At 40.7% G+C, this 17,194-nt stretch carries 19 protein-coding genes; 16 read left to right on the plus strand and 3 right to left on the minus strand.

Annotated features, from left to right (window positions below):
- The first annotated feature begins 6 nt into the window (after positions 1-6).
- The 13 genes from ABOA58_RS05490 to ABOA58_RS05550 all read left to right on the plus strand — a co-directional run bounded on the left by ABOA58_RS05490 (position 7) and on the right by ABOA58_RS05550 (position 12,561).
- A complete protein-coding gene (locus tag ABOA58_RS05490) occupies positions 7-975 on the plus strand; it encodes a M14 family zinc carboxypeptidase (protein WP_350301545.1) in 969 nt (322 codons plus the stop codon).
- A gap of 49 nt (positions 976-1,024) precedes the next feature.
- A complete protein-coding gene (locus ABOA58_RS05495; protein ID WP_350301546.1) occupies positions 1,025-1,345 on the plus strand; it encodes a DUF3889 domain-containing protein in 321 nt (106 codons plus the stop codon).
- Between the two features lie 240 nt (positions 1,346-1,585).
- Positions 1,586-2,467, plus strand: a complete 882-nt coding sequence (locus ABOA58_RS05500; RefSeq protein WP_214743366.1) for a radical SAM/SPASM domain-containing protein — start codon at positions 1,586-1,588, stop codon at positions 2,465-2,467.
- Between the two features lie 469 nt (positions 2,468-2,936).
- Positions 2,937-3,779 (plus strand): MurR/RpiR family transcriptional regulator, encoded by an 843-nt coding sequence (locus ABOA58_RS05505; RefSeq protein WP_350301547.1) that lies wholly within the window; start codon positions 2,937-2,939, stop codon positions 3,777-3,779.
- A gap of 63 nt (positions 3,780-3,842) precedes the next feature.
- Positions 3,843-4,997, plus strand: a complete 1,155-nt coding sequence (locus tag ABOA58_RS05510; protein ID WP_350301548.1) for a M20 peptidase aminoacylase family protein — start codon at positions 3,843-3,845, stop codon at positions 4,995-4,997.
- Positions 4,990-5,784, plus strand: coding sequence for a GNAT family N-acetyltransferase (locus tag ABOA58_RS05515; RefSeq protein WP_350301549.1), 795 nt, complete (start codon positions 4,990-4,992; stop codon positions 5,782-5,784). Before ABOA58_RS05510 ends, ABOA58_RS05515 begins: the two co-directional genes overlap by 8 nt.
- Before the next feature lie 13 nt (positions 5,785-5,797).
- Positions 5,798-6,910: an o-succinylbenzoate synthase gene (gene menC / locus ABOA58_RS05520; RefSeq protein WP_350301550.1), complete on the plus strand. Its 1,113-nt coding sequence runs from the start codon at positions 5,798-5,800 to the stop codon at positions 6,908-6,910.
- A 152-nt stretch (positions 6,911-7,062) separates the two neighbouring features.
- Entirely contained in the window at positions 7,063-8,142 is a 1,080-nt protein-coding gene (locus tag ABOA58_RS05525; RefSeq protein WP_350301551.1) for a YkvI family membrane protein, read from the plus strand.
- 162 nt (positions 8,143-8,304) lie between these two features.
- Positions 8,305-9,720 (plus strand): SpoVR family protein, encoded by a 1,416-nt coding sequence (locus ABOA58_RS05530; protein WP_350301552.1) that lies wholly within the window; start codon positions 8,305-8,307, stop codon positions 9,718-9,720.
- Between the two features lie 169 nt (positions 9,721-9,889).
- The gene (locus ABOA58_RS05535; RefSeq protein WP_350301553.1) at positions 9,890-10,375 is read left to right on the plus strand and encodes an arsinothricin resistance N-acetyltransferase ArsN1 family A; all 486 of its coding nucleotides are present in this window, start codon (positions 9,890-9,892) and stop codon (positions 10,373-10,375) included.
- A 22-nt stretch (positions 10,376-10,397) separates the two neighbouring features.
- Entirely contained in the window at positions 10,398-10,595 is a 198-nt protein-coding gene (locus ABOA58_RS05540) for a hypothetical protein (protein WP_137018068.1), read from the plus strand.
- Between the two features lie 72 nt (positions 10,596-10,667).
- Entirely contained in the window at positions 10,668-11,123 is a 456-nt protein-coding gene (locus ABOA58_RS05545) for a MarR family winged helix-turn-helix transcriptional regulator (RefSeq protein ID WP_350301554.1), read from the plus strand.
- Positions 11,124-11,184: 61 nt separating this feature from the next.
- Positions 11,185-12,561: an FAD-dependent oxidoreductase gene (locus ABOA58_RS05550; protein WP_350301555.1), complete on the plus strand. Its 1,377-nt coding sequence runs from the start codon at positions 11,185-11,187 to the stop codon at positions 12,559-12,561.
- A 161-nt stretch (positions 12,562-12,722) separates the two neighbouring features.
- Here the strand turns inward: ABOA58_RS05550 and ABOA58_RS05555 are convergent, their stop codons facing one another.
- Together ABOA58_RS05555 and ABOA58_RS05560 are read right to left on the minus strand one after the other, a co-directional pair.
- Positions 12,723-13,070 carry a VOC family protein gene (locus tag ABOA58_RS05555; protein ID WP_350301556.1) on the minus strand — a complete coding sequence of 116 codons (348 nt, stop codon included), beginning with the start codon at positions 13,068-13,070 and terminating at the stop codon, positions 12,723-12,725.
- A gap of 449 nt (positions 13,071-13,519) precedes the next feature.
- Positions 13,520-13,672 carry a hypothetical protein gene (locus tag ABOA58_RS05560; protein WP_350301557.1) on the minus strand — a complete coding sequence of 51 codons (153 nt, stop codon included), beginning with the start codon at positions 13,670-13,672 and terminating at the stop codon, positions 13,520-13,522.
- Positions 13,673-14,052: 380 nt separating this feature from the next.
- Here ABOA58_RS05560 and ABOA58_RS05565 point away from each other — a divergent pair, with 380 nt between their 5' ends.
- From ABOA58_RS05565 to arsC, 3 genes are read left to right on the plus strand one after another with little or no spacing between them, the layout of a single operon-like run.
- Positions 14,053-14,394, plus strand: coding sequence for an ArsR/SmtB family transcription factor (locus ABOA58_RS05565; RefSeq protein WP_350301558.1), 342 nt, complete (start codon positions 14,053-14,055; stop codon positions 14,392-14,394).
- Positions 14,395-14,412: 18 nt separating this feature from the next.
- Entirely contained in the window at positions 14,413-15,711 is a 1,299-nt protein-coding gene (locus ABOA58_RS05570; protein ID WP_350301559.1) for an arsenic transporter, read from the plus strand.
- A gap of 32 nt (positions 15,712-15,743) precedes the next feature.
- Complete coding sequence (gene arsC / locus ABOA58_RS05575) at positions 15,744-16,163, plus strand: arsenate reductase (thioredoxin) (protein ID WP_095391033.1); 420 nt, start codon at positions 15,744-15,746, stop codon at positions 16,161-16,163.
- A gap of 82 nt (positions 16,164-16,245) precedes the next feature.
- On the opposite strand, the gene ABOA58_RS05580 is transcribed toward arsC, so the two are convergent.
- Positions 16,246-17,022, minus strand: coding sequence for a SurA N-terminal domain-containing protein (locus tag ABOA58_RS05580; RefSeq protein ID WP_350301560.1), 777 nt, complete (start codon positions 17,020-17,022; stop codon positions 16,246-16,248).
- Positions 17,023-17,194 lie beyond the last annotated feature (172 nt).

The raw sequence follows: 17,194 nt of genomic DNA on the forward strand, positions 1-17,194 counted from the left end.
GAGTACATGAGAAAAATAATGGTAATTGGAATACTAGTGCTTCTTTTTTTCCCTGAACCATCGCTGGCGGCAGAAGTGTATTCCCCTGAACAGATGGAAATGGATCTTCAAGGAATCCAAAAGCAGTATGAATTGGATGTTCAAATAATCGGGCAAACTGAAAAGGGAAAAAATATAAAGGCAGTCAAGTTAGGAAAAGGAAAAAGATCGATTTTGCTGGTGGGATCACATCATGGACGGGAATGGCTCAGCTCCAAACTTTTAATGCGCTTGCTTGAAGAATATGCAGCTGCCTATCGAGCGGGCAAACCTGTTGGAGAATACCGGACGGAAACATTGGATGAGGTGAGCATCTGGTTCATCCCGATGCTGAATCCAGATGGCGTCAGCATCCAGCAAGGAGATTTATCCAACTTAAATGTTCTTGAAAAGGCTGCGGTATGGAAAATGAACCGATATAGCAGGAATTGGTCCCGGTGGAAAGCCAACGCTAAAGGCATTGATTTAAATAGGCAGTATCCGGCTGGATGGAATGAAGTCATGAGTCATGAAACAAAACCGACGTATCAATTTTATAAGGGCCGACAACCACTTGAAGCAGCTGAAGTAATAGCGCTTACGGATTTCACGAAAAAGATTGATCCCCTTATTGCCGTTTCCTATCATACCTCAGGAAGGGAAATCTTTTGGCATTATAATAATAAACGGAAAAATATGGCAAGGGATTATGGCATTGCCAAAAAGACTGCCGAATTGACTGGATATGAACTGACCTTTCCGGAAAAAGAAGCGGTAGGAAGCGGATATACGGATTGGTTCATAACTGAATTCCGCCGCCCGGGAATGACGATTGAACTTAGTTATTTAGTGGATGAAACCAATCCGCCATTGACTGTGTTTCCTGAGGAGTGGGAGAGGAATCGATTAGTTGGAATCATGCTTGTAAAAGAAGCGAAGCAGCTGCATAACAACTGAACAATTTTACATAATAATACTAACCGGAAAGTATGAGGAGGAAAAGATTTTGAAAAAAGTTATCGTGATGCTAATGGGGATTTTTTTGATTATGCAAGCAGGGGACATTTCAGCACAAGCCCAAAAACCCGATTACGAAAAATACGGAAAGATTGCGATTACAATAGTGCAGGCAGATTATCCTGAAGTTGAGATTACCGATTACGAATATAAGGGCAGAAAAACGGTAGCGAAAAATCTAGTCGAAGACGATTTCAGATTTTTGGTCGAGAATAAAGGTCAGGAGTTCAATGTCATCGTGACTGTACAACATGATTTGAAAAATGAAAAATTACTTAGTTTGAAGGTCACAGAACAAAAAGGAAAGTGAGATCGCGGAACAAACGGAAAACTTAAGGGATGCATTACAGAACATCTTCATCTCGAGAAGATGTTTTTTTCTGATTTCGTTTAAAGGCTGTCCAGAAATGGTTGATATCGGATTAGGTGCCAATGGGAAGTGATGCCAGCCGTTCAGCTTCCATGAAGTTTTCATTGCATTTATGAGCAGCTAACAAGTATAGTTAGTATCAGATTGAAACAATAAGCTTGAATGTAGGGGTATTAGAAAATGAGAAAGTTTAAGAAAGTTTATGTGGAAATTACGAATATATGTAATTTGAAGTGTAATTTTTGTCCAAGCTCCAGCTTGCAAAGGACCCTGAAATTCATGGATCCTGAAGGGTTTACGGAGGTTATCAAGAAAATCAAACCACACACCGATCATATTTATTTTCATCTGATGGGTGAACCGTTTTTAAATAAAAATTTGGGTACATTCCTGGATATCAGTGCTGAAAATGACCTGAAGGTTAATATTACAACGAACGGTACTTTGATTCAAAAGGTCAAAGACAAGCTGCTCTCCAAAAAAGCCCTTCGGCAGGTGAATATTTCACTTCATAGCTTTGAGGCAAACGATACGAGCAATAGTCTTGACTCTTATGTCAGTAATATTGCCGATTTCATAAATGAAGCAAATGAAAAAAGCGAAGTGATTTGTGCCATTCGTTTATGGAATATGGATACGGATGAATTAAAAGCGAGTAATGGCCTGAACGACGATATTCTGAGCATGCTGGAGGAGAAGCTTTCATTGGACATTCGCTTAAGTGAAGCTCTTCAGCAAAAGAATAATATAAAGTTGAGGGACCGGGTTTATATAAACATGGCGGAAAAATTCGAGTGGCCGGAATTGGACCGTGACATTATCGATGAAAATATTTTCTGCTATGCTCTTAGAGATCAATTAGGCATCTTGGTTGATGGTACAGTCGTACCTTGTTGCTTGGATAGTGAAGGCAAAATACCGCTGGGAAATATATTCGAAACATCACTTGAAGACATTTTAAATGGTGAACGGGCGAAAAATATGTATGATGGTTTTTCAAGAAGATGTGCAGTTGAAGAATTATGCAAACGATGTGGCTATGCAAAGCGTCATAAAAAATAAAGGAAGGAAAACCACGAAGTCCATCTCCGGGGTTTCAGGCTGTAGGCAAACTCGATGAAAACTCAGTTTGCCTGCAGTTTTTTATTTGAAAAGTTCAGTTGATTTCAGAAATCCGCTCCCTTTCCGCCGACTGTCTTGGGCCGTTAACGCAGTTTATCGACCTAAACCACACCGTATTCGACCGTTGAGGCACAGTATTCGACCTACCCCGCACTGTATTCGGCCGTTCACGACTTTTTTTCGACCTTCACCTCACTATTAACCCCATTTTGCCGCCAAAACCACGGAGTCCATCTCCGTGGTTTTTTCTGTTCTTGAAGCATTTCCTTCTTTTTTATTAAAAATTCAGAATATTATTGTTTTATTAAACGTCCCGTGATAAAATACTCTCTATTATTGTTGAAGTTAAAACTTCATATTGTCATATAAAAAGTTTTTGATTCATATCTTGTTTCAGAGGGGATGTTTTATGGACTTACAGCAAAAAGTTAAAGAAGTATTCCCGGGTTTATCTACTGGTCAAAAAAAGGTAGCAAAATACTTGTTAGTGCATTCACATACATTTGCAGTCACTTCAGCTCAAAAGCTCGGAAAGGATATTGGGGTGAGTGAAACGACCATCATCCGCTTTTGCTATTCATTAGGGTTAAGTGGATATGCTGAGCTTCAAAAGCTTATTCGCAATCAGTTGATATACGAGAGCAGCAGTTTGAATGAATATCATTCTTCAAAACTTGAAGCCGCGAGTCAGCCAAACTTCATGGCTCAAGTGATGGGGCAGGATATCATCAGCATCGAAAAGACAATGAAAAATTTATCAAATGAAGATTTCGCCACAACAGTCGATAAATTGGCGGCAGCTGACAATGTTTTGATATCCGGACACCGTTTATCATTTTCGGCAGCGCATTGGTTAACCTTTACACTTAGGCTTGTCAGGGAAGAGGTTCATTTATATCGGCCTGATACTGATGATATATTTTTACTGTTGAATAAAATGACTGAAAATTCCGTTTTTGTAGCCATTTCATTTCACCGCTATGTTAAAGAGACTGTGAAAATAACGGAAATGGCCAAAAAAGCGGGTGCATTTGTAATTGGGGTTACGGATTCCGAACTGGCTCCGATTGCTGAATACACTGACATTTTATTGCCCATTTCAACACCAAGGACTTCCACGATCGATACAGCACCGGTTTTATTCTCATTATTGAATAGTTTAGTAGCTGGAGTATCGATTAAGGACGAACAGGGTTTCAAAGAAAGAAAAGCGATATATGATGCGTTCAATCAAGACGATTATTTCTTTTGAGGTAAAACTTCCACCAGTTTGGGGAACAAGCCGATTAAACCGGGATACAAGGGGGAGACAGAAATGGATATCACAAAATCTATCGAAAAATTAAGGCCGCGTATACTCGATATTTTTGACCATTTACACGCAAATCCTGAAACGAGTTGGAATGAAGTGAATACGACAGCTTTCATTTCAAATATTTTAACGGAGAATCAGTGTACGGTGAAAACATTCGGGGACTGTACAGGAGTGATTGGGGAAATCGGGGATGGGGATTTCACGGTCGGGTTACGATCGGATATCGATGCACTTTGGCAGGAGGTGCATGGGACGTTTCAAGCCAATCATTCCTGTGGACACGATGGTCATATGACCTTGGCACTTGGAGTATTCCTGGTATTGAGGGAAATGGACTTTCGTCCTAGGGGGAAGCTGAAGTTCATTTTTCAACCTGCTGAAGAAAAAGGTACGGGTGCCTTGAAGATGATTGAAGAAAAAGTATTGGATGATGTCGATTTCCTTTATGGAGTGCACTTAAGACCGGTTGAGGAAGTGAAGGATGGGCAAGCGGCGCCAGCCATTGTGCATGGAGCGGCTCAGTTCATTAAAGGTGAAATAGCGGGAACTGATGCGCATGGAGCCAGACCGCATCAAGGGCAAAATGCCATCGAGATAGGAGCGGCTTTCATCACTTTGCTAAATGGTATCCATCTCAATCCATCCATCCCTTATTCCGTAAAAATGACGCAGTTTTTTGCTGGCGGCGAAAGTTCCAATATCATCCCGGGGAGAGCCACTTTTTCATTGGATTTACGGGCACAGGATAATGCAGTGATGGAAGAGCTCACCAAAAAGGTGGAAAAGGTTGCAGAATCTTTGGCCATTGTCCATGGAGTCGAAGTGAAACTCGAACCGGGAACCTGTGTTGCTGCTGCAACCGTGAACGATCAAGCCCAGGAAATGATGTCTGAAGCGATAGCCGATACACTCGGGGAAGAAAATCTGGTAGCCCCTGTCATTACAACCGGAGGAGAGGATTTTCATTTTTATACGTTGAAAAGACCTGAACTCAAGGCGACGATGCTTGGATTGGGCTGTGATTTGGCACCAGGGCTCCATCATCCGAACATGACGTTCAACAAAGATGCATTGTTATCGGGAATTGAAATCCTGACCAAAGCCATCATACTGACTTTCGAGAAATATGGAGATGGGGGCCACTTACATGACTGAAGAATTAATCATTAAATCCCTATCCACACTAGAGGATTTACAAGAAGTGCAGCGACTGGAAGCCGTCGTATGGGGCATGGATTGCGTTCCCATCCATCAGACGATTACTGCAGTCAAAAACGGCGGGCTTGTTTTAGGCGGCTATATCAATGGCCAGTTAGTAGGGTTTCAATACAGTTTCCCGGGATTCAAGGACGGAAGGGTATATCTTTGTTCACATATGCTAGCCATCCATCCGGACCATCAAAAGAAGGGCTACGGCAGATTACTTAAACTTGCACAAAAAGAAGAAGCACTTAAAAAAGGCTACGACTTGATCACATGGACGTATGATCCATTGGAAAGTGTGAATGCAAACTTGAATATCGGTAAGCTAAAAGCTGTTTGCTCTACATATATGGAAGATTGTTATGGAAATATGAAGGATACCCTCAATGAAGGACTGTCAACCGATCGTTTCATGGTGGAATGGAATATACGGCAGGAAGCAAAGGAAGAGACTCCGCTTCCTGATAAAGCGATACACATCGTAACGACAGCAATGAATGACCAAGGCTTTCCTTACATCAAGGATTATCATTTCGAAACCAATGCCGAGGTGATCGCCATACCCATTCCGACAGATATTCAACACATCAAAAAAGCTGATCTTCGCCTTGCGATTGATTGGCGGTTAAAAACCGGTGAATTATTCAAAGCCTTTTTTGCCAAAGGCTATGTTGCAGCGGGGATCGAACGGGAAAAAGGTGAAAACATTCAAAACTATTTATTAAAAATACCAGAATAAGAGGGGAATCGCGATGAAAATAACAGAAGTGCGTTTACGTCATTTAAATATGGATTTGGTAGCTCCCTTTACAACAAGCTTTGGAACGTTTGTGGATAAGGAGTTCATTCTTGTGGAAGTGAAAAATGGAGAAGGGCTTTCGGGCTGGGCTGAATCTGTGGCGTTTTCAGCACCTTGGTATAACGAAGAAACCATAAAAACCAATTGGACGATGCTGGAGGATTTCCTGATTCCGCTTGTATTGGATAAAGAAATAGAGCATCCTCGTGATGTATCGGAAATGTTCTCGCATATTCGTAAAAATAATATGGCAAAATCGGCAATCGAGGGAGCCATCTGGGATTTATATGCGAAAGAAAAGAATATTCCATTAAGTATGGCTTTAGGCGGAAAACTGGAAAAAATCGATGTTGGAATCAGTATCGGCATCCAAAAAACGGTACCTGAATTACTGGCGAAAATAGAAGCTGGATTGAAGGATGGGTATAAAAGAATCAAAATGAAAATACAACCAGGTTGGGATGTAGATGTAATCAGGGAAGTACGTAATCGATATCCTGATGTCCCGATCATGGCAGATGCAAACTCCGCCTACCGGCTGAAAGACATCGAATTACTGAAACAACTTGATCAATTTGATTTAATGATGATCGAGCAGCCCTTGTCATCAGATGATATTGTCGATCATGCTACATTACAAGCGGAAATCAAAACACCGATTTGCTTGGATGAAAGTATACATTCCGTCGAAGATGCAAGAAAAGCCCTTGAATTGGGGAGCTGTAAAATCATTAATATTAAGATCGGCAGGGTTGGCGGTTTAACGGAAGCAATGAAAATACATGAATTATGTAAAGAAAGGAATGTACCGGTTTGGTGCGGAGGCATGTTGGAATCTGGTGTCGGGCGTGCCCATAATATCGCATTGACAACACTTGATAACTTCACGATGCCTGGTGATACGGCAGCATCCGCGAATTATTGGCATAAAGACATCATCCAACCAGAGGTTACAGTGGAAGATGGGGTCATAACCGTTCCAAAGGCGGCAGGCATTGGCTATGAAGTCGATTATGCTGCGATCGATGAATTCACTTCCTATAGTAAAAGATATACAAATAAATAAGAATTGGAATAAAAGAAACTCCCAGCTTCATGGACATCAGCCCGTTAACTTGAAGCTGGGAGGCTATTAAAGAACAGGATCATGATGAAAGGGAAGATATTTCTTTTAACTTAAATTGTCAGAATAATCATATAATTGGGGGGGTATTTGATATGAAAAACAGTATAAATCTTGCAGGAGCATATATTGGAATCATCATTGGAGCAGGTTTCGCTTCAGGACAAGAAGTATTACAGTTCTTCACGAGTTTTGGAATCTACAGTGTATTGGGAATTGTGGTGGCGACAGCTTTATTCGCGTTTTTAGGCATGCAAGTTACCCAGTTGGGGAGCACTCTCCAAACACGCTCCCATAAAAGCATCATCGATCATATTTGTGGCCGCTATATAGGCAGGGTGGTCGATATTATCATCACATTTTTCTTGTTTGGCGTTACAGTCATCATGATTGCCGGTTCCGGAACGATTTTTGAGGAACAATTCGGGATTCCAAGTATAGTCGGTGCAATCGTCATGACGGTGCTCACGATTGGTACGCTTTTACTTAATGTTAATAAAATAATGTCCATCATTAGTGCCATCACACCGTTTTTATTCGTTATCATGATCATTATTTCAGGTTATTCATTTTTCACATCCGAACTAAGTTTCAATCAAATCATTTCATCTTCAAGTAAAGGAACGGCTGCAACCGGGAATTGGATGATGGGTTCATTACTTTATGTTTCATATAATATGACTGCCGGAATTGCCATGCTAGCCGTAATGGGAGGGACCTTCAAAAATAAGAAAGAGGCTGGTATGGGAGGAATTCTAGGAGGTATCGGTTTGGGGATCCTGCTATTCTTGATCAATTTGGGGATGATGTCCGACTTGAAGGGCATAGAAGGTTCAGGAATGCCTACCCTTCATTTAGCGAATCAGATTTCTCCATGGTTGGGATATACCCTATCAATCATCCTTTTAGGAATGATTTATAATACCGCTGTCGGGATGCTGTATGCGTTCACCGCAAGGTTGGTGCCTGCCGAAACGAAACGCTTTAAAATATCCGTGATTATGGTCGGAATCCTCGCTTTCCTTGCAAGTTTCGTTGGCTTTATTAAATTGGTTGGGACGGTATACCCAGTCACAGGATACTTAGGTTTTGTCATCATTGCAGCGCTCATCATTTCCTGGCTCCGTTCCAAAACGAAAAAAGAGGCTGTGAATACGGAATTCGCGAAATTTTAATTTCAAAGGGATTGAGTGCAGAACTGCACGAAACCTTTGGCCAGACATCTTCTTCGTGGAGGTGTTTTTTTTCTGTTATCGAGGACCTTTCTCATGATCACGGCATTTTTCCTCCTTTTTTTCATACATTAGTTTAAAGGCGGAAGACAAGGGGGATATCGGATGAATGAAGCGGAGCAAAAGGCTCTGGAATATGCCATTAGTGAAATTACCGAAATAGCAACAGGGTTCGGGTTGGATTTTTACCCGATGCGTTATGAAATTTGCCCTTCAGAAATCATTTATACATTTGGTGCCTATGGGATGCCTACCCGTTTTTCTCATTGGAGCTTTGGGAAGCAATTTCATAAAATGAAGCTGCAGTACGACTTTGGATTAAGTAAGATCTATGAACTGGTCATTAACTCTGATCCTTGTTACGCTTTTCTGCTGGACTCCAATTCACTTGTACAAAATAAATTGATTGTTGCCCACGTTTTGGCGCATTGTGATTTCTTTAAGAATAATATACGTTTCAATAATACTAAGAGAGATATGGTAGAAAGTATGTCGGCAACGGCAGAAAGAATCCGTGAATATGAAATCCTGCATGGCAAAAAGGAAGTGGAAACCTTCCTTGATGCACTTTTAGCCATTGAAGAACATATCGACCCGTCGCTGATGAGGCCAAAGCTTGCCTGGACGATGGAGGATGAGGAAGAAGAAGAGGAAATAAAACCGACAGCCACACAATACGATGATTTATGGAACCTTGATAATAAGGATAAACCAAAGAAATCCAACATTAAAAAAAGAAAAAAATTCCCGCCAAGGCCTGAAAAGGATATTATGCTTTTCATAGAACAGTACAGCAGGGATTTAACCGATTGGCAACGGGATATCATGACGATGATCAGGGAAGAGATGCTGTATTTCTGGCCGCAGCTGGAAACGAAAATCATGAACGAAGGCTGGGCATCCTACTGGCATCAGCGCATAATCCGTGAATTGGATCTATCCTCAGGGGAAGCCATTGAATTCGCGAAACTGAACGCAGGCGTCGTTCAGCCATCACGGACCAGCATCAATCCTTATTATCTCGGCTTGAAAGTGCTTGAAGATATTGAAGAACGCTATGATAATCCAACCGAAGAAATGCTCAGGCTGGGCGTCAAGCCTGGATCTGGCCGCGAAAAGATGTTCGAAGTCAGGGAAATCGAATCGGATATTTCCTTTCTCCGCAATTATTTGACGAAAGATCTGGTCATGCGGGAGGATATGTACCTATTCCAAAAGCAGGGCAAGGATTATAAAATCGTCGATAAATCATGGGAACATGTTCGTGATCAACTCGTCAGTATGAGGGTTAACGGCGGTTTCCCCTATATCACAGTAAATGATGGGGACTTCATGCGCAATGGGGAACTTTATTTAAAACATTGGTATGAAGATATTGAACTGGATCTGAAATATCTCGAAAAAGTCATGCCATATATCTATCAGCTCTGGGGCCGCCCCGTGCATATGGAATCAGTCATGGAAGGAAAAGAAGTCCTGTTTTCCTATGATGGAAAAGGTATTCACCGGAAATATTTATAAAGCTGAAAAAAACTGCCGGTCACTCGGCAGTTTTCTTGTTTCAAGCTCTAATATTCGTTAAGAGCTACTTTGCATAAAAATCTATAATACTTGTAATTTGCAAGTATTAATGTTATAAATCAACTATAGAATCTTGAAAAATTCATGTGGCAAACGAAAGGGGAAAGATATGATAATTCGTGAAGCGATCGACACAGACATGGGTTCGGTCAAAGAAATTTACAATCAAGGGATTGAGGATAGAATTGCCACGTTAGAAACGGAACTGAAGGATCAAGCCTACATGGAGGAGTGGTTTGCCAAACACAGCGGTCGATATAAGGTAATTGTCGCTGAACAAGAAGGGGAAATCGTTGGATGGGCTTCCTTGAATCAATATAACAATCGTAGTGCTTATAATGGGGTTGCCGATTTATCCGTTTATATCTCAAGAGATCATCGAGGGAAAGGGATTGGCGATTTATTGCTGCAATCAATCGAAAAGCTCGCAAAAGAAAATGACTTCAATAAAATTGTGTTATTCACTTTTCCCTTTAACCAGATTGGTCAAGGATTATACAAAAAACGGGGGTACCGTGAAGTAGGAGTGTTTAAGAACCAGGGAATTTTAGACGGGGAATTTGTCGATGTGATGGCTATGGAGAAATTACTTTAAACAATTAGGGGGTAGGAGGATTATGACAGTAAACCATTCAAGCGTATTGTCTGTTGGTTATTTTGATGCTTATTTCAAGCTGGTTTTAGCTTCTCGTGAACCTATGGTGGAAAAGGCAAAAGAATTCATTGAAACAAACTTTTTTAAAGGTGAAGCGTGTTATTATGGCGAGCAAACTCACCGAAATTTCATGGCAGCTTTTAATAAGCTAAAAGGATAAATGAAAAAATAGTTGAATCAAATAGTTGTAAATTGCAAATAATTAGCGTATAAATAAAGTGAGGTGACAGTAATGGAAAATGAAAACCTTAGAGGTCTCTTCCAACTCTTGACTAGGCGGTTTGGATTATTGAATAAAAATTGCTGCAGTGCAGGTGGAATTGAAATTTCACTCGTTCAAAGCCATATCCTGTATGAAATAAATCGACAAAACAACTCTTCCATCCAGCAAATTGCAGAAACACTAGGGACGGACATTACGACCTTCAGCCGACAAATCCAATCTTTAATAAAAATGAATTTGGTCACAAAAACACAAGATGCTGAAGATCGGAGAATTTCTATTCTTTCTCTGACCGATGAAGGAATGAAGGTCAATCAATTAATCGATCAGCAAATGAATGATTATTTGAATGAAATCTTCAAGACAATGAATGAGTTTGAAAAGGAATCCGTCGTGCGTTCCCTGAAATTGCTTAATGATAAAATGCTGAAGTCTTCCGTATGCTGTACTACTCCTTGGGGGTAGTATGATTTTTCGGAAATACTTGCAAATTACAACTTTTTTAAATGAAATATAGGAGGGAATAATGATGGTTCAATTTGATAAAAGTGCTTTACCCGTAGCAATTATAGGCGGGGGTCCTGTAGGGCTTGCCGCTGCCGCTCATTTACTGAAAAAAGGGGAGAAGTTTATCGTACTGGAAGCGGGAGATTCGGTTGGTTCCAGCATGCTGGAGTGGGGCCATGTCAGAATGTTTTCCCCATGGCAGTATAACATCGATCAAACAGCAAAGGAGTTACTTGAGAAGTCTGGGTGGACTTCACCCAACCAAGAAGCTTTGCCAACAGGTCGCGAACTGGTAGAAGAATACCTTCTGCCGCTAAGTAACCTTCCGGAAATTAATGAAAACATCTTATTACAAGCAAAAGTAGTCGGTGTTGCCAAAAAGGCTCACGATAAATTGAAAACCGGAAAACGGGTCACCGTTCCCTTTCAACTGTATGTAGAAGTGGATGGTGACACAAAAGTGGTTGAAGCGAAGGCTGTTATTGATTCATCAGGTACTTGGACCAATCCAAACCCGATCCTTTCCAATGGTATCTGGACGAATGCCGAGAGAAAATTACTCAATCAAATTCACTATGGCATTCCAAACGTCGTCCAATTGGAAAATAGATATCAAAATAAATCGATCATGGTGATCGGGAGCGGTCATTCTGCAATAAATGCCCTATTGGATCTCGCGTCATTACAGCAAAAGTTTACGGATACCAAGATCTACTGGGTTCTTCGTAAAAAACAGATCAATGAAGTGTACGGCGGGCAAGAAAACGACGGCTTGGCAGCTCGTGGAGAGTTGGGCATAAGAATTCAGCAATTAGTGGAGTCTGGACGAATCAATATCCTCACTCCCTTTCATATTAACGGCGTGTATCCAGCAAACGGTAAAATCACTGTTGTGGGGGAACTTGACGGAGAAGAAACCACAATCGGTGAGATCGATGAGATCGTTGTGAGTACGGGTTTCAGACCTGATACATCCTTTTTAAATGAAATAAGGATAAACCTTGATTCAGCTGTGGAAAGCATAGAAGCGCTTGCTCCGCTTATTGACCCCAATATCCATAGCTGCGGAACTGTGCGGCCGCATGGTGAACAGGAATTACGGCACCCTGAAAAGAACTTCTACATTGTTGGCATGAAGAGTTATGGAAGAGCGCCTACATTCTTACTGGCAACAGGCTACGAACAAATCCGTTCCGTGGTGGCTTATCTGACAGGGGATGTCGAGGGGGCAAAAGAAGTGCGCTTGCAACTTCCTGAAACAGGAGTTTGCAGTGTGAATCTGACATCTAGTTCCTGCGATTCTGATATTCCTGCAACTGAAACAAACGATAGTTCTTGCTGTGGCAGTCCGGTTCCAGTGAGATTGGAAATAAAAAATAATTCCTGTTGTGAATGAACTAGAAGACCAGTCTGAAGTCAGGCTGGTCTTTTTATATGATCCTTTTTATTTCGAGATGCACAATTAAATTATTTTCGGATAGTCGGACCACTTATTTTGTCTTCTTTGGCATATGGAACTCGCACCCGTTATCTCAATAGCAAATGAATAATAACTCGTTATTTCTCCCAAAGCTCGATCAGTCGACCTTCAGGATCTTCAATCCAAATAAACTTTCCAAATTCACTAATCTCTTTTTTCTTTGCAAGAGGTACACCAATATGTTCAAGATGCTTAATAGTCTCGTTTAGATTATGTACTTGGAAATTTATCATCACTTGTTGTTCTGTTGGAAAATAACTGTCATTCTCGGTAAAGAAAGAAAAGATAGTCTCATTTCCTAATTGGGGTTTTATCACAGTCCCATTCCAATTTTCTATTTCAATCTTCAACACTTCACTGTACCATTTTTTTACAACTTCAAGATTCTTAGTTCTCCAAAATATTCCTCCGAAACCTTTTAACATCGTATCTAACTCCTGTCTGTCATCAAATTTTTTGCTATCCGATTACATTAGCTATTCGAGATTTAAATTTAAGTTCCTTCTTCAACTAACCTGCCCGGTTAGTTGCATAAAGAAAAAGCTGCCTTACAGAGCTCCGATCTTCAGCTAACCCAACTGTTAGCATAACAAATCACTTGATTAATCAAAAAAGGGTGCCGTTCGAAAATAGTTACCAGCAGATGAGTTTGAAAGTTACGCTTTTACTATATTCATCATTTTACGATACTCAAGAATTTCCTCATCAGTGAACACGTTGGCTGCCAATCGTTTAACTTTATCCCAGTATTCTTTGAATTTATCATATTTAAAATCTTGCTCCTCTATAAAGTCAACCAGGCTGCCACCAGTAAAGATAAGATGAGTTTTTGGATAATATGTATCCCAGTCCCAGTAAATATTTGCTCGAAGATTTAATTCATTTCCAGTTTCTTTAACTTGAAGGGTAATTGAAACAGCACATCAAGTCTTGGTACTCCGCGATCGTGCCCTTCCCCCTTTTTATTTATTACCATAATAGTGACATACTGCTCATTTTCAAAAATCATTTCTTTTTCGCTAATCATTAATTCCCCCGGTTTTTCTCGAAATTTGTCGGCTAACTTACACCGAATTCAACCCTGTCTTAATATTATTAACTACTCAACTTTTGTATAACAAGAATACCAGCAGAGACTATCAAACACAAAAGAATGAGAGATTAATCTTTTCATATGTTTTACAACCTTTTTAGTGGGTAATATCCTCAATCCTTTTTCTAATAACCTGCCCAGTTAGTTCATCAAGAAAATCAACAACACCCTTTTTGAATTTAAGCAGACTAAATTTAAAAATTATATCGTTGGATATTTAATGCTTGATTAAATAAGAATATGCTTATACAATGTTGTTGAATAATCACATAAGCATATACTTATTTACTTTGTGCTAGGAGGGATGAAAAGCTATGAATGAAGCGTTGGATTTGGAAACCACGGCAAACATTCTTAAATTACTAGGTGATAAAACCCGTTTGACCATGATTAAGATCATGGCTGAGCATGAATGCTGTGTCTGTGAATTTGTGGACCTATTCGAGATGAGCCAGCCAGCTATCAGCCAGCATTTACGAAAGTTGAAAGATAGCGGGCTCGTGAATGAAGCGAGGAGGGGACAATGGGTTTTTTACTCGTTAAATCCGTCTTCTTCCCATTACACATTTATTCAGACGGTCATCAAGGACTTGCCAAGTCAAAACTTTAAATTAGAAAACTTAACAGCACAAGGAAAACGGATTTGTTGTGACTAACTAGGAGGTACTACTTCAGTGGGATCAGTTATTTTGGCAGTTATCATCTTTTTATTAACACTCATTCTCGTCATCTGGCAGCCGAAGGGATTGTCAATCGGATGGTCAGCTTGTGGCGGTGCGGTTTTGGCCTTACTTGTTGGAGTGGTGGACTTTACTGATGTCATGGACGTGACATCGATAGTCTGGAACGCAACACTCGCCTTCATCGCGATCATCATCATCTCGCTTATTTTGGACGAGATAGGATTTTTTGAATGGGCAGCACTGCATATGGCGAGAGCCGCCAAGGGAAATGGAGTAAGGATGTTTGTCTATGTAAGTATCCTCGGTGCTCTTGTGGCTGCTTTTTTTGCGAATGACGGAGCGGCACTTATCCTTACACCAATCGTATTAGCAATGGTTCGGGCCTTGAAATTTAGTGATAAAATGATTTTCCCTTTTATCATCGCCAGTGGGTTCATTGCCGATACCACTTCACTTCCTTTGGTGGTGAGTAATCTTGTAAATATTGTATCCGCAGACTTTTTCAATATCAGTTTTGCCGAGTTTGCCTCAAGAATGATCGTACCGGACATCTTTGCACTTGTAGCAAGCATCTTGGTTTTATATCTATTTTTCCGTAAAAGCATACCGAAAAATTACGATGTATCACAGCTTAAAAAACCAGTGGAAGCCATCCAAGACCACAGGATGTTTAGGCTGTCCTGGATCGTATTAGGAATATTGCTGGTTGGTTATTTTGCCAGTGAATTCATTGGGGTTCCTGTATCCATCATTGCAGGCATTGTCGCCATCTTCTTCCTCATGATGGCTAGAAGGAGTCCAGCGGTCAACACGAAAACCGTTATCAAAGGCGCACCATGGGCAATCGTCTTTTTCTCAATTGGGATGTATGTAGTGGTGTACAGCCTAAGAAATGTTGGCTTGACGAATGTATTAACGGATTTAATCCAAGTTACCGCCGATCAAGGATTATTTGTGGCAACGATTGGGATGGGCTTCATCGCTGCCATTCTGTCATCACTTATGAATAACATGCCAACCGTTATGATTGATGCCCTTGCCATTTCCGACACCCATACCACAGGCGCAATCAGGGAGGCCCTTATTTATGCAAATGTCATCGGTTCGGACTTGGGCCCGAAAATCACTCCTATCGGTTCTTTGGCTACGTTATTGTGGCTGCATGTCCTTTCATTAAAAGGCGTGAAAATCTCATGGGGAACTTATTTTAAAACGGGAATCATCTTAACCATCCCAACATTGTTCATCACATTGGCCGGCTTATATATATGGTTGCAAATCATTCATTAAACACTTACTTACAAACAAAGGAGAGAAACAGCATGGCTAAAAAAACACTTTACTTCTTATGTACAGGGAACTCTTGCAGAAGCCAAATGGCAGAGGCATGGGGGAAGAAATATTTAGGTAACGAATGGCAAGTGCTTAGCGCAGGAATCGAGGCCCATGGGTTAAATCCAAAAGCTGTAAAAGCAATGAATGAAGTTGGATTGGACATCTCCAATCAAACATCGGATATCATCGACCCTGACATATTGAATAATGCCGATTTTGTCGTTACATTATGTGGCGATGCGGCTGACAAATGTCCAATGACGCCACCGCATGTTAAACGTGAACATTGGGGCTTTGATGACCCGGCAAAAGCGGTAGGAACAGATGAAGAGAAATGGGCAACCTTCCAACGTGTTCGTGATGAAATAGGTGAAAGAATTGCCCGTTTCTCTAAAACCGGTGAATAAATGAAATTGAAAAGCCGTGGGTGTGTAGGTTTACCAAAGACCATAAAGAAAGAGCTGCCAAAATCGGCAGCTCTTTTCATCATTAAATCTTAATATCGACCTTAGCATTTTTCTGAAGTTCTTCGACATGCTTCACAAGCTTTTCTTGTTTCTTTTGCAGCTCTAGTTGTTCCTTGATTTGCGGCTTCATTTCTTCGAGTTTCTGTACCTTCTGTCCGCTTGTTTTAGCTTGCTCCGCAACCTGGTCGTAATACTTTTGGATTTCTTCATCAGTTGGTTCTTCCACTTTAATCTCTTTTTCAACATACTTCGTATATGGGATGTTCTCTGCAATCTGGGCATTAAGCATTTCCGAATTCAGACCTGCTTGCTTCATCGCTTCCTTGAATTTCTCTTCATTCTCATATGGCTTTTTGATTTCGGCAAGTTGCTCTTCAATTTCGGCCTTGGAAGCTGTGTAGCCCTTTTTATCAGCTGCTTGAAGCAGCAATGTTTGCCCCACTAAAGAGTTGAGCGTTTGCTCTTTAATTTGTTTGGCGCCCTCCTTGGATGTTGGGTCTTGTCCGAATTGCTGCATCTGCGTTTGTGTGGTGGACAACACGGTATTATATTCCGCACCTGAAATTTTTTCGTCATTGACGATGGCTACCGTTTTCTTTTCATCCACCTTTTGCTTGTCTAGTTTCTTTTGCATTTCTTCCATCTGTTTTTGCTGTTCCTCAGTTGCTTTAGCCGTTTCTTTCTCAGTTGTTTTAGTCTCTTTCTCGTCATTTTTCTTATCCGCTTCATCGTTCGAACCACAAGCCGTCAGAACAACTGCCAATAATCCAATGATGATTGGGTACAATAGTTTCTTCATATTTCAGTCTCCTCTCATATTCAATGCTAAAAAATCATCTAATGCGCATTATAAATGAATTTCCCATTAAAACACAATAAATTCATTCTTTTTTCCAGAAAACAGGAAGATAGTATAGGCATCATCTCATTATATAAGTGTAACATTCGCGGAAATGAACCCATTTACCCTT

The sequence above is a fragment of the Peribacillus frigoritolerans genome (assembly GCF_040250305.1).
Classification (GTDB): Bacteria; Bacillota; Bacilli; order Bacillales; family DSM-1321; genus Peribacillus.